Source organism: Melioribacteraceae bacterium 4301-Me, assembly GCA_041538185.1.
GTDB classification, from domain to species: Bacteria; Bacteroidota; Ignavibacteria; order Ignavibacteriales; family Melioribacteraceae; genus Pyranulibacter; species Pyranulibacter aquaticus.
The window spans coordinates 359,937-372,152 of sequence record JBGORM010000003.1; the positions used below are offsets into that span (position 1 = coordinate 359,937).

At 33.5% G+C, this 12,216-nt stretch carries 12 protein-coding genes; 9 read left to right on the top strand and 3 right to left on the bottom strand.

The genetic code is table 11. The annotated features are described in order from the left end of the window. The first annotated feature begins 3 nt into the window (after positions 1-3). The 4 genes from rodA (at position 4) to ABRY23_07685 (ending at position 4,183) form a co-directional block, all read left to right on the top strand. Positions 4-1,233 (top strand): rod shape-determining protein RodA, encoded by a 1,230-nt coding sequence (gene rodA, locus ABRY23_07670; GenBank protein MFA3782923.1) that lies wholly within the window; start codon positions 4-6, stop codon positions 1,231-1,233. A gap of 7 nt (positions 1,234-1,240) precedes the next feature. Continuing rightward, complete coding sequence (dcd, locus tag ABRY23_07675) at positions 1,241-1,783, top strand: dCTP deaminase (GenBank protein ID MFA3782924.1); 543 nt, start codon at positions 1,241-1,243, stop codon at positions 1,781-1,783. Beyond that, positions 1,780-2,595, top strand: a complete 816-nt coding sequence (gene pyrF, locus ABRY23_07680) for an orotidine-5'-phosphate decarboxylase (protein MFA3782925.1) — start codon at positions 1,780-1,782, stop codon at positions 2,593-2,595. The genes dcd and pyrF overlap by 4 nt, the downstream gene beginning before the upstream one ends. 106 nt (positions 2,596-2,701) lie before the next feature. Further along, positions 2,702-4,183, top strand: a complete 1,482-nt coding sequence (locus ABRY23_07685; GenBank protein ID MFA3782926.1) for a DUF2851 family protein — start codon at positions 2,702-2,704, stop codon at positions 4,181-4,183. Here ABRY23_07685 and ABRY23_07690 read toward each other — a convergent pair. Genes ABRY23_07690 through ABRY23_07700 form a run of 3 tightly spaced genes read right to left on the bottom strand, consistent with a single transcriptional unit; the run spans position 4,176 to position 6,507 of the window. Beyond that, positions 4,176-4,778 carry a bifunctional nuclease domain-containing protein gene (locus ABRY23_07690; GenBank protein MFA3782927.1) on the bottom strand — a complete coding sequence of 201 codons (603 nt, stop codon included), beginning with the start codon at positions 4,776-4,778 and terminating at the stop codon, positions 4,176-4,178. The two genes, ABRY23_07685 and ABRY23_07690, sit on opposite strands and share 8 nt — an antisense overlap. A 2-nt stretch (positions 4,779-4,780) precedes the next feature. After that, a complete protein-coding gene (locus tag ABRY23_07695) occupies positions 4,781-5,749 on the bottom strand; it encodes an electron transfer flavoprotein subunit alpha/FixB family protein (GenBank protein ID MFA3782928.1) in 969 nt (322 codons plus the stop codon). 11 nt (positions 5,750-5,760) lie between these two features. Beyond that, complete coding sequence (locus ABRY23_07700; protein ID MFA3782929.1) at positions 5,761-6,507, bottom strand: electron transfer flavoprotein beta subunit/FixA family protein; 747 nt, start codon at positions 6,505-6,507, stop codon at positions 5,761-5,763. Between the two features lie 131 nt (positions 6,508-6,638). Here ABRY23_07700 and ABRY23_07705 point away from each other — a divergent pair, with 131 nt between their 5' ends. From ABRY23_07705 to ABRY23_07725, 5 genes are all read left to right on the top strand, one after another. Further along, complete coding sequence (locus ABRY23_07705) at positions 6,639-6,926, top strand: ATP-dependent Clp protease adaptor ClpS (protein MFA3782930.1); 288 nt, start codon at positions 6,639-6,641, stop codon at positions 6,924-6,926. Between the two features lie 69 nt (positions 6,927-6,995). Next, positions 6,996-8,075, top strand: a complete 1,080-nt coding sequence (ychF, locus tag ABRY23_07710) for a redox-regulated ATPase YchF (GenBank protein MFA3782931.1) — start codon at positions 6,996-6,998, stop codon at positions 8,073-8,075. Between the two features lie 13 nt (positions 8,076-8,088). After that, entirely contained in the window at positions 8,089-9,555 is a 1,467-nt protein-coding gene (locus tag ABRY23_07715; GenBank protein MFA3782932.1) for an aminoacyl-histidine dipeptidase, read from the top strand. Positions 9,556-9,624: 69 nt separating this feature from the next. Next, positions 9,625-11,340, top strand: coding sequence for a long-chain fatty acid--CoA ligase (locus tag ABRY23_07720; protein MFA3782933.1), 1,716 nt, complete (start codon positions 9,625-9,627; stop codon positions 11,338-11,340). 14 nt (positions 11,341-11,354) lie between these two features. Further along, positions 11,355-11,933, top strand: a complete 579-nt coding sequence (locus ABRY23_07725; GenBank protein MFA3782934.1) for a DJ-1/PfpI family protein — start codon at positions 11,355-11,357, stop codon at positions 11,931-11,933. Positions 11,934-12,216: the final 283 nt, after the last annotated feature.

Below are 12,216 nucleotides of genomic sequence, written 5' to 3' on the forward strand. Positions count from 1 at the left end.
TACGTGAAAGTAAGTTATAAGCTACAAGATAAATTTGATTTGGTAATATTTATTCCTGTCATTTTCTTAGTTATTATTGGATTAATGGCAATTTTCAGCGCAACTTATAATCAATCGCTGGCCTCTGGCAATTTTCAAAAACAACTAATAGCAGCTGTGTTTTCTGTTCTTATTTTATTAATAGTTTACTTTTTACCACCAGTAAGTTTAAGAGAGCTTGCGCTGCCATCTTATTTGTTATCTATATTTTTTTTAATTGTAGTGCTTGTTTTGGGAAGAACTGTTTATGGCTCTAAAAGCTGGCTTAATTTTGGACCTTTAGGATTTCAGCCAAGTGAATTTGCTAAAGTTGGCGTTGTTCTGTTCATGTCTCACTGGCTTACAAATAAAAAGGACGATATAAATAATGTGAAAGATATTGGAGTAGCACTTTTAATTGGATTTTTACCAGTAGCTTTAATTTTGCTTGAACCCGATATGGGTACTGCAATAGTATTTGTAATAATAACTATTTCTATTTTGTTCTGGAGCGGTATCAGTCTATTTGCAATGTTTGTGGTTTTGTCACCTGCCATAGTAATTTTTGCGTCACTATTGGGGACATTTTTCTTTATTCTTTCTTTAGCGTTTGTCGTTATTTGCTTAGTTTTTTTTAAAAGGGATTTATTCAATAGCATTACCATTTTTGTTGCGAACTTAGCTTCCAGCTATTTTTTTAGTTATATATATAAAATCTTGAAGCCGCATCAACAAAAAAGAATTGAAACCTTCCTTAATCCAAATGCTGATCCATTAGGTTCTGGGTACAATGCAATCCAAGCGAAAGTAGCAATAGGCTCAGGTGGAATCTTTGGGAAAGGCTACCTCCAAGGTAATCAGACACAACTTAGATTTATTCCTGAGCAATGGACAGACTTTATATATTGCGTTATAGGAGAAGAATTTGGGTTTATTGGCAGTATTGTAATTATTATTCTCTTTCTTATTCTGTTTTTAAGATTGCTTAAACTTGCCTCCAATGCAAAAGACAAATATCATGCTTTAATAATTATTGGTGTCCTTTCTATAATTTTCAGTCACTTTGCCATTAATATTGGAATGAATGTTGGTGTTACACCCGTAATTGGGCTGCCATTGCCATTTCTTAGTTATGGAGGCAGTTCATTAATGGTAAATATGATTTTAATTGGCATAGTTCTTAATATCTATCGTAACCGTAAAATGTATACATGAGGAATATATGATTTTGTCCGATAAAAAAATTCTAGAAGAAATTAAATTAGGCAATATTGTAATAGAACCATTTAATATCGAAAACCTAGGCAGCAACAGTTACGATGTGCATCTTGGCAAATGGCTGGGTGTTTACGAAAATGAAATTCTTGATGCTAAGATTCACAATAAAATTAATTTGATAGAAATTCCTGCTGAAGGCTATATTTTATTACCTTCTAAGCTTTATTTAGGTGTTACAGAAGAGTATACAGAAACTCGAAATTACGTTCCGTTCCTTGAAGGTAAATCAAGTGTAGGTAGACTTGGAATAGATATTCATTCTACCGCTGGTAAAGGAGATGCTGGCTTTTGTAATACATGGACTTTAGAGATTAGTGTAAAGCAGCCAGTAAAAATTTATCCTAAAATGCCTATTGGTCAAATAATTTATTTTGCTATTGATGGAGAAATTGGAACACCTTACAACACAAAAAAATCTGCAAAATATAATAAGCGTACTCAATATCCAATCGAATCAATGATGTTTAAGAATTTTGAGGGAAAATGAATGCCTTGCAAAAATTAAATAACAAGCTGAAAAACAATCTTTTTATTTGTGTTGGCTTGGATACCGATATTAAAAGAATACCCTCACATTTATTGAATAAGTCAGAGCCAATTTTAGAATTTAACAGAATTATAATTGAAAACACGTATAATTATGCTTCAGCATATAAAATTAATTTTGCTTTTTACGAAAAATTTGGCTCTAAAGGATTTCAGTACATTTCACAGACAAAAAAAATGATTCCTTCCGATACTCTTGTAATAGCTGATGCAAAAAGAGGTGATATTGGCAATACCGCAAAAATGTATGCGCAATCAATATATGATGAGTTAAATTTTGATGCTGTTACTCTCAACCCTTATATGGGATACGATTCTGTTCAACCTTTTTTAGAGTATACAGAAAAATTAAATTTTATTTTAGCCTTAACTTCTAACAAGAGTGCCGCAGATTTCGAAAAATTAAAATTAGCTGATGGCAGTTTTTTGTATCAACAAGTAATTAATAAAATAAAAGAATGGAATAAAAAAGGAAACTGTGGAATTGTGTACGGTGCTACAAATAAAGACGACTTAGTGAATGATATATTGCTGTTTGACGATTTACCAGTTTTATTACCTGGGATAGGAGCGCAAGGTGGCAATTTAGAGGACGTAGTAAGGCTTTTTATCACCAATAACAAAAGAAATTTTATTGTAAATATTAGCAGGGCGTTAATTTACTTAGACGACTCATCTGAGTTCGGGGACAAGATAAATAGATACATGACTTATCTAAATGAAAAAATTTTACAAATAACAAACGAAAATTAATAGCATTTGCTGTTGTAATATATTAATTTCAGAGTAGGTTAAAAATTTCACTTAAATTTTACTCTGTTTGATACTAAGTCCAAACAGAAGAAGCAGTGGAAAGATAATGCACCCTTCAATTAAGCTTTACGAAAAACAACTCTATGAAATTTGGGAAAATCAAAGCTATACAAAATCACTTCATACAGTCTCCGGCGAAGAAGTTCATGTTCTCGATGTTGGCGTTAGAAATGAAGACATTAGCGGGCCTGATTATCGTAATGCTCGTATTCGAATCGGCAATTTAACTTTTGTTGGAGATATTGAAATCGATCGAGATTATGCGGATTGGAAGGTGCATGGGCATAATATTGACGCCAAATACACAAAAGTAATCTTACATGCAACCTTAAGTAACAAAAATAAACACCCTTATGTATATTCAAGGGATGGGAGGAAAATACCTACAGTTTGTATGGCTGAATTTCTTCCTGAGGATGTAGTAGAAAAAATATTAGCATCAACAAAAGAAAATAGTAATAAGAATTCCCAAGAATTAAAATGCCAGCATATTAATGAGATAATAAGTAAAGAAGAAAAGGAAAAATTTCTTTCTAAGCTTGGAATGGAAAGGTTTAATAAGAAGTGCAAAAGAATTTACAATCGATTGAAAGAATTGACATTTATACATGAACTGAAAATAAAGGAGCCTGTGATTTCTTATGAACTTACTCCTAAGTTCTATCAGAGGAATTTTAATCATAACGATTTTACAAATAAAGAAATTTGGCAGCAGTTGTTGTATGAGCTAATTTTTGAAGCGCTAGGTTATTCTAAAAATAAGTCAGTTATGATGCAGCTTGCTCAGCATACTAAAATTGACTATCTCACAAAAATTGAACAAGATGGACTTTTAACTGACAAGTATGAAGCAATTTTGTTTAAAATATCTGGAATGATTCCTAAAACTGATACACTAAAAGATGAGGAATCAATTCAGTATGTAGAAAAATTAAACTTGCTGTGGAATTCCTTTAGTCATTTTTATGATGGTGTTTATTTATTAGAGACTCAATGGCATTTTTTTAGACTGCGCCCTCAAAATTTTCCCACAATACGCATTGCCGCTGGTGCGAAGATATTAAATGAGATTATCAATAATAATTTAGTGGCATCACTTGCGAGGAAAATAGAGGAGATAAGAAATCCCAAAGTATTGATTAATTCCTTACGGTCAATGTTTATTCTTAAATCAGCAGGTTACTGGCGTAATCATTATATTTTTGGTCGGAAGACTAATGCTGAAATTAAATATCTGGTTGGTGCATCAAGAGCAGATGAGATTATTATAAATGTTATCTTTCCATATTTTGCAATTTATTTTGAAATTTTTGGTAATGCACAAGCCACCAAAAAAATATTTAAGTTGTATGATTTATATATACAAAATTCTGATAATAATTTAGTATTGGAGATGGGGCAATCTCTGAAATTGCAAGATGACACAAAAAGAACAATAATTTCTCAAGGCATGATAGAATTGTTTAGGAACTATTGCTCCAAAAACAAGTGTTTAGAATGCGACATTGGTAAAATAGTATTTAATTAGAACTGCTCGAAAGTTTATTAATTTCATCTCTAATTTTAGCTGCTCTTTCATAGTCCTCTTTTTCTATTGCATCTCTTAGCTGGTCCTGAAGTTGAGCTAATTTAGTTTCAGGATGCGACTTTATGGATTCCTTGCCGCTCGAAGGTTTCTCAAGGTCTGATTCATCTTCTTCCCTTTCTTCTTCACTTGAAGGGACGAATGAAGCAATTTTCATAACTTCTTCGGATACATACAAAGGTGCGCCAGCTCTTATGGCTAATGCTATTGCATCACTTGGGCGGGAGTCAATTTCATTAGTTAAAGAGGAGACCTCTAATTTAATTTTGGCAAAAAAAGTATTATCGCGCAGTTCATCGATAATTACTTCTGTAATTGTACCGCCTAAGTGGTCAATTATGTTTTTTAACAAATCATGAGTTAATGGTCGCGGTGGTTTAATACCTTCCATTTCGAGGGCAATAGATTGAGCTTCGAATGCACCAATGATTATTGGTAATCTTCTTGTACCATAAATTTCTTTAAGAAGTAAGGCATAAGCGCCCCCTGTAGAGGCGCTAGCCGAAAGACCTAATATTTCCACTTGTACTTTATTCAATTTTACCCCTTCACTTTTTTTAGTTCTTCAATTAATGCTGGTACTACATCAAAAACATCACCTACGATACCGTAATCTGCAACTTGGAAGATTGGAGCATCTTTGTCTTTATTTATAGCAACAATATATTTCGAAGAACGCATACCTGCAAGGTGCTGAATTGCACCTGAAATTCCAAGTGCAATATAGAGGGATGGTGAAACTGTCTTGCCTGTTTGACCAACTTGTTCGCTGTGTGGTCTCCAGCCTGCATCTACTACTGCTCGCGAAGCTCCGGTTGCGGCGCCAAGAACTGCAGCAAGATCTTCTACCATTTTAAAATTCTCTGGAGCTTTCAATCCTCTTCCGCCGGAAACAATTATATCGGCTTCTGCTACGTCAAGCTTTCCCTCAGCTTTTTTAAGTTCTATCACTCTATCGGCTAAATTTGGATTATCTACATTAATCTGTATAACCTCAGCATTATTATTGCTCGGCGTGCCAGCAGCAAAAACATTGGGTCTTAAGGTGAATATTTTTTTATCACTTGTAATCTTTATGTCTATTAGTGATTTGCCGGCATAGACTGGTCGAGTTACTACAATTTCTTGATTATTATAGTTAAACTCCACACAATCCATTGCAATACCAGCCTCAGTTTTAACTGCAACGCGCGGTGCTAAATCTTTACCAAGCGCCGTATTTGCAAAAATTAAGATATCAAAATTATTTTCTGTAAAATGCTTCGCTGTAATATTCCGATATGCGGAAGCAGAATAATTCTCAAGTTCTTTGTTAATGTAGTGAGTGACTTTTTGTATGCCGTAATTGCCAATTTTTGGCAGGTCCTGAATTTCGTTGCCAATTGTAATTGCTTCTGCAATTCCATTTAATTTTTCGGCTAATGATGATGCTAATTTAGCTGCCTCAAAGGACGATTTTTTTATTTGTCCACTTCTTTGTTCTATAAAAGCTAAAATTTTATTTGCCATGATTTTGCTCCTTATATTACTTTTGCTTCTTCTTTTAGTAATCTAACTAATTCTGGTACTGCGCTAGCATCAGTACCAATTATTTTACCAGGCTGTTTTGGAGCTGGTTTTTTCATGGCTAAAATTTCTAATTTGTTGTTAGCTGCAACCGGCTGCTTTTCTTCAATATTCTTTTTCTTTGCCGCCATTATTCCTTTTAATGACGCATACCTTGGTTCGTTTAATCCTTTTTGTGCTGTAATAACAGCAGGAAGCGTTGTTTCTATCACTTCTTTACCGCCTTCAATTTCTCTCTCTGCAATAATTTTATTGCCCTCTATTTTTAAATCTACTACTACTGAGACACAGTTATAGCCAAGAATTTCCGCTGTCATTTGTCCTACTATAGAATTATCGTAATCAACAGACTGTTTACCCATAAAAACAAGTTCAGCATTTTGATTTTTAATTTCAGCTGCCAAAGCAGATGCAACAGAAAAAGAATCTCTGAAATTTTCATCTTTCAATAAAACTGCGTTGTCAATTCCCATCGCCAAAGATTTTCTTATGGTTTCTTTGGAAGCTTCGCCTCCAAGAGTAATAACCACCGTTTCACCACCCAATTTTTCTTTTACTTTCAACGCTTCTTCAATTGCAAATTCATCGTAAGGATTAATTACATAGGTTACACCATTTGGGTCAATAGATTTGCCATCGGGACCTATTACAATTTTAGTTGCGGTATCGGGCACATGACTTACACAAACAGCAATTTTCATTAGGCCTCCTTCTTTTCGTTATTAAGTGAAAAATGTTTAATAGTTCTAAGAAAACTCTATATATAATATACTAAAATTTATTTTTGTCCTTCAATTTCATAAATTAATAACCAACTAAAATTACAGTATTTATGAATGACCAATCGACAAACACAATGATTTTGCCCGAGATTGAAGAAGAAACTACTGTAACTACAGCTTACAAAGTAATCTTGTATAATGATGATTGGCACACCTTCGATGAGGTGATTGCTCAGCTAATTAAAGCAATAAATTGCAGCTACGAACAAGCAAGAGCATACACTTATGAAGTTCATGTAAAAGGTAAAGCGGTTGTTTATAATGGTGAATTAGCAGACTGCTTAAAGGTAAGTTCTATATTAGAAGAAATTGCTTTGCACACTCAAGTTGTAGCTTAATATTGAACAGATAATTCTGCATATATTTTTATATATTTCTTTTTAGTTTATTAACAAAAAAATAAGTGTATGCAAATAGGACTTGTTGGCTTGCAATCCTCAGGGAAAACAACTCTTTTTAACACACTTTCACAGGGAAGTCTAAAAACTCAAAGCAGCAGAGAAGAAGCCTTAATAGAAGTAGTTAAAGTACCCGACGAAAGATTGGACAAGTTAACCTCAATCTTTAATCCAAAGAAAAAAGTTAACGCTACTATTGAAGTGTTTGATTTTCCTGGACTTAAAATGTCCGATGACAATAAAGTTAAAATTACAAATCAATTCATGAATAGTGTACGTAATAACGACGCATTATTTTATATTATTCGGCAGTTTAAAGACGATGCAGTGCCGCATCCAATGACGACAATTGATCCAGTTAGGGATATAGAATTTTTAGAAACTGAATTTCTGTTTTCTGATCTTTCATTTCTTGAAAATCGAATTGAGAAATTGAAGAAAGAGGTGCTTAAATCTAAAGACGAAAAAATAAAAAGGGAACTACCTTTAATTGAAAAATGTTTTGCACATGCAGAAAAAGAGCTGCCCTTAAGAACCTTAGCCTTAGATGAAAACGAATTAAAACTTCTTTCAGGTTATCAATTGCTAACACTAAAACCTCTCGCAGTTGCAATCAATTTTGATGAAAATTCTATAAACAAGGTTGATGATGTTTTGAGAGAAATAAAAAACAAACTCCCCAAACTAAATGTGCCTGTAATCCCATTCTTTGCTAAGATTGAGTTTGAAATGTCTGCACTCGATGATAAAGACAGACTTTCATTTATGGCTGGCTATGGAATTAAAGAATCGGCGTTAAACAAAATTTTAAAAACCTCATACGAAATATTAGGGTTGCAATCTTTCTTTACTGTTGGTGAAGATGAATGTCGTGCTTGGACAATTAAGAAGAATTTTACTGCACAGCAGGCGGCAGGTGTAATTCATACAGATTTTTATAATAAATTTATTCGTGCTGAAGTTGTTCATTACGAAGATTTTATAAAATATGGGTCTTTTAATAAATGTAAAGAGGCTGGTGTTTGGAGACTTGAAGGCAAGGAGTATATTGTTAAAGATGGGGATATTCTAAATATTCGTCATAATTAAACAGGAGCTTATAATGTCACAAAAAGCAATTGAAGGGTTAAATCCCACAATCCTTTGGCAAAGGTTTTACGAAATATCACAAATACCAAGACCATCAAAACATGAAGAAAAAATTGTGGACTATCTTAAAAAATTTGCTAAAAAGCATAACTTGCAATTAAAAGTCGACACGACTAATAATGTTGTAATAAAAATCCCTGCTTCTAAAGGATATGAAAATAAACCGACTGTTGTTCTACAAGCTCATGTTGACATGGTTTGTGAAAAAAATAAAGGAACGAATCATGATTTTGAAAATGAACAGCTGAAGTTGATAAGAGAAGGAGAGTGGATAAAAGCAGATGGAACTACTTTAGGCGCAGATAACGGTATAGGTGTTGCTGCGGCTTTATCCATTGCAACTGATAACTCTCTTGAACATGGCCCAATCGAATTATTATTTACTGTTGACGAAGAAACTGGTTTAACTGGTGCTAATAACTTAAAACCCAATTTTATTGATGGTAAAATGTTGCTAAACCTTGATTCTGAAGAGGATGGGGTTTTTTATGTGGGTTGCGCCGGCGGGGTTGATACAGTTGGTACTTATAAAATAGAATTTGAGGACCCCTACAAAGATTTTATTCCTTATGAAATATTATTAACCGGCTTAAAAGGGGGACATTCAGGGCTAAACATTGCTGATGGGAGAGCGAATGCTATTAAACTTATGGCAAGGTTTTTATCAGAAATAAATGGATTTCAATTTCAAATTGCGTCATTTACAGGAGGTTCTAAACGAAATGCAATCCCTCGCGAAAGTGAAGTGGTAATTTTAATAGAACCTAAAAGTGAAACACTATTAAAAGAGGATGCGAAAAAATTTGTTCAGGAAGCGCTCTACGAATATGAAGTAAATGACAGCTTGCTCGCAATAAAAATAGAAAAAAGAAACGAAAATGTTGGCAAGGTTTTTTCTAAAGGTTTCTTTGAGAAAATATTAAATGTTTTATTAGCATTGCCACATGGCGTCATCTCAATGAGTCCACATATTAAAGGTTTAGTTGAAACATCAACAAATTTGGCGACAATTACTATTGAAAATGATCTATTAAAAATAGGTACAAGTCAAAGAAGTTCAATTGAATCGGCTAAAGAAGCTGTTTGCCGATCAGTTAAAGCTGTTTTTGAATTATCCGGTGCCCAAATTGAAGTGGGAGATGGCTATCCTGGTTGGAAGCCTAATATGGATTCAAAAGTTCTTAGACTTGCAAAAGAAGTTTACCGTCAAAAATTTAACAAAGAAGCAGAAATAAAAGCAATTCATGCTGGGTTAGAATGTGGAATTCTTGGTGATAAATATCCAGGTCTTGATATGATATCTTTTGGCCCCACTATTATTGGCGCTCATTCTCCTGATGAGAAGGTAAATATCAGAGATGTTGAAAAATTTTATAATCTGCTAAAAGCTATATTAATAAAAATTGCTTCTGCTAATTAAATTATTCTTTTGTTAGTGCTGTTAATATAAAATGAAATATTCCTTAAATATTTTTAAGGACAATTAAACATGAAAAAAGAACCTAAACTTTTTGATGTTCCTAAAATCACTTCAATTCAGGAGATGATATTAAAATCTGCAGAAAATTTTGGTTCTAAATTAGCCTTAGAAGATTTAACATCAACTCCAATTCCAAAAGTCAGCTTTTCAGAATTACTTTCTTACATATTAAAATTTGGTTCAGCATTAAGAGAAATTGGCTTAAAAGAGCGTGCACATATTGCTTTAATTGGCGAAAACCGTGTACAATGGGCAATAAGTTATTTAACCTCAATGTGTTTTAATTATGTGATTGTCCCTATTGATAAAAATTTAACAACCAACGAAATCATTAATATAATTTATGAATCTGATTCTGAAGCAATTATTTTTTCGGAATCATTTTCCAGTGTAGCTGCTGAAGCAAAACTTACATTAAAAAGCTTAAAATACTTTGTTTGTATGGATAAAACATTTGAGGATAAGAGCTTTTTAAGTATGTTAGATTTAATCAATAATGCAAAGCCATTTGCAAAGACAGAACTGCCTAAAATTGATCCAAACGCTTTAGCGGAAATTATTTTTACTTCAGGTTCTTTAGGTAGAGCAAAAGGAGTAATGCTTTCCCAAAAAAACCTTGCTTCTAATCTTATGGATATGACGAGCATGATTAAAATTACTGAAGATGACCGATTCTTATCAGTGCTTCCGATTCATCATACTTATGAATGTACATGCGGAATGCTTTGTCCACTCTATGCAGGAAGTTCAGTTCACTATGCCCGTTCATTAAAAACTATTGTTGACGATTTACAAAAAGTGAAAGCAACAATACTGCTTGCAGTGCCGTTATTGTATGATAAAATGTTTAAACGAATTGTAAAATCAATAAAAGAAGATAAAATAAAGTCTTTTATTGTGCCGCCGCTTTTAAAACTTACAAATTTAATATCATTTATAGGCATAAGGGAAATTAAAAAGAAAATCTTTGCTGAACTCCATGTGAGATTTGGCGGTGCAGTTAGATTATTTATTGCAGGGGGCGCGGCCCCTGATCCCTTAGTTGCCAAAGGCTTGCGAGAATTTGGATTTAACTTTATACAAGGATACGGTCTTACTGAAACCTCACCTATATTAACTTTAAACCGTATTGATAATTTTAAGGACAATGCTGCAGGATTACCCTTACCTCATGTACAAATAAAAATAAACAATCCAGATGAATTTGGTAGCGGTGAAATTTGGGCTAAAGGACCAAATGTAATGTTAGGTTATTACAAGAATGAAAAAGTAACAAGTTCTGTATTTGAAGATGGATGGTTTAAAACTGGTGATATTGGATTTTTTGATAGTGACGGATTTTTACATATTAATGGTAGAAAGAAAAATGTTATTATATCTCGAAATGGTAAAAATGTCTTTCCTGAGGAAATAGAAGATTTATTGAATCGGAGTCCATTCATTTTGGAAAGCTTGGTATATGGTGAGAAAGACTTAAAACATGATGAAGTTATCGCTGCTTTAATTGTGCCAGATGCTGAAGCTTTTATAGAAATTTCCGAAAAAGAGAAGCTTCAAATTAACGATGAACTTATTGAAAAGACTATAACTGGAGAAGTCGATAAAGTAAATAGTGAACTGCCAAGTTATAAACAAATAAGAAGATTTTATATTAGAGAACAAGAATTTGAGAAAACCACAACACAAAAAATTAAACGGCACTTGGTACAACAGCCAACAAATTAAACAAGGAGGTTAACATGGCTTCTAAAAAAATCTTAATGATAGTAGGTGACTTTGTTGAAGATTATGAAGTGATGGTTCCTTTTCAAGCACTTCAAATGGTAGGGCATCAGGTCCATGCAGTTTGTCCAAATAAAAAAGCTGGAGAAAAAGTACGTACAGCCATTCACGATTTTGAAGGTGATCAGACATATAGTGAAAAGCCTGGGCATAATTTTACACTTAACTTTACCTTTGCTGATGTTAATCCTGAGAATTATGATGCTCTTGTAATTCCTGGCGGAAGAGCACCAGAATACATACGCTTAAATCAAAAAGTAATTGAATATACAAAGCATTTTATTAACGCACAAAAGCCAATTGCTGCAATATGCCATGGTGCACAACTATTAGCAGCCGCAGATGGAGTTAAAGGCAGAAAAGTTTCATGTTACCCGGCAGTAGGACCTGAAGTAAACGAGGCGGGTGGGCAATTTCAAGATATACCTGCTGATAAAGCATATGTTGATGGTAATTTAGTTACAGCACCGGCTTGGCCAGCGCACCCAGAATGGCTTGCAAAATTTCTTGAAGTTCTCGGTACAAAAATTTCATAGATATTTTTCCATTGAACTTTTTTGTATACAATATTTAACATAGGTAATTTTAAAAAAGGTCGGTGAAGCGAGCTTTTATGTGTTTTTGAGGCGCCGGTCGGATTCCTCCGAAGGAGTCCCTATGGGAGAACCGACGAATAGAGGTTTTGCATGTCGGAGTTTATCTTGCTGAAAGCGGGACCTAAGAAAGTGTAGTATATGAATAAGTTACATTAGCTAGGATAAAACATTTAGATAAAGGAGTGAGAGGAACAAAATAAAGTCTGAAAAAAGTAAATGTAAC

What these genes read in the sequence shown, in the direction of transcription:
- dcd (MFA3782924.1), top strand. Translation starts at nt 1,241, where the DNA reads ATGATTTTGTCCGATAAAAAAATTCTAGAAGAAATTAAATTAGGCAAT.
- pyrF (MFA3782925.1), top strand. Translation starts at nt 1,780, where the DNA reads ATGAATGCCTTGCAAAAATTAAATAACAAGCTGAAAAACAATCTTTTT.
- ABRY23_07685 (MFA3782926.1), top strand. Translation starts at nt 2,702, where the DNA reads ATGCACCCTTCAATTAAGCTTTACGAAAAACAACTCTATGAAATTTGG.
- ABRY23_07695 (MFA3782928.1), bottom strand. Translation starts at nt 5,749, where the DNA reads ATGGCAAATAAAATTTTAGCTTTTATAGAACAAAGAAGTGGACAAATA.
- ABRY23_07700 (MFA3782929.1), bottom strand. Translation starts at nt 6,507, where the DNA reads ATGAAAATTGCTGTTTGTGTAAGTCATGTGCCCGATACCGCAACTAAA.
- ABRY23_07705 (MFA3782930.1), top strand. Translation starts at nt 6,639, where the DNA reads ATGAATGACCAATCGACAAACACAATGATTTTGCCCGAGATTGAAGAA.
- ychF (MFA3782931.1), top strand. Translation starts at nt 6,996, where the DNA reads ATGCAAATAGGACTTGTTGGCTTGCAATCCTCAGGGAAAACAACTCTT.
- ABRY23_07715 (MFA3782932.1), top strand. Translation starts at nt 8,089, where the DNA reads ATGTCACAAAAAGCAATTGAAGGGTTAAATCCCACAATCCTTTGGCAA.
- ABRY23_07720 (MFA3782933.1), top strand. Translation starts at nt 9,625, where the DNA reads ATGAAAAAAGAACCTAAACTTTTTGATGTTCCTAAAATCACTTCAATT.
- ABRY23_07725 (MFA3782934.1), top strand. Translation starts at nt 11,355, where the DNA reads ATGGCTTCTAAAAAAATCTTAATGATAGTAGGTGACTTTGTTGAAGAT.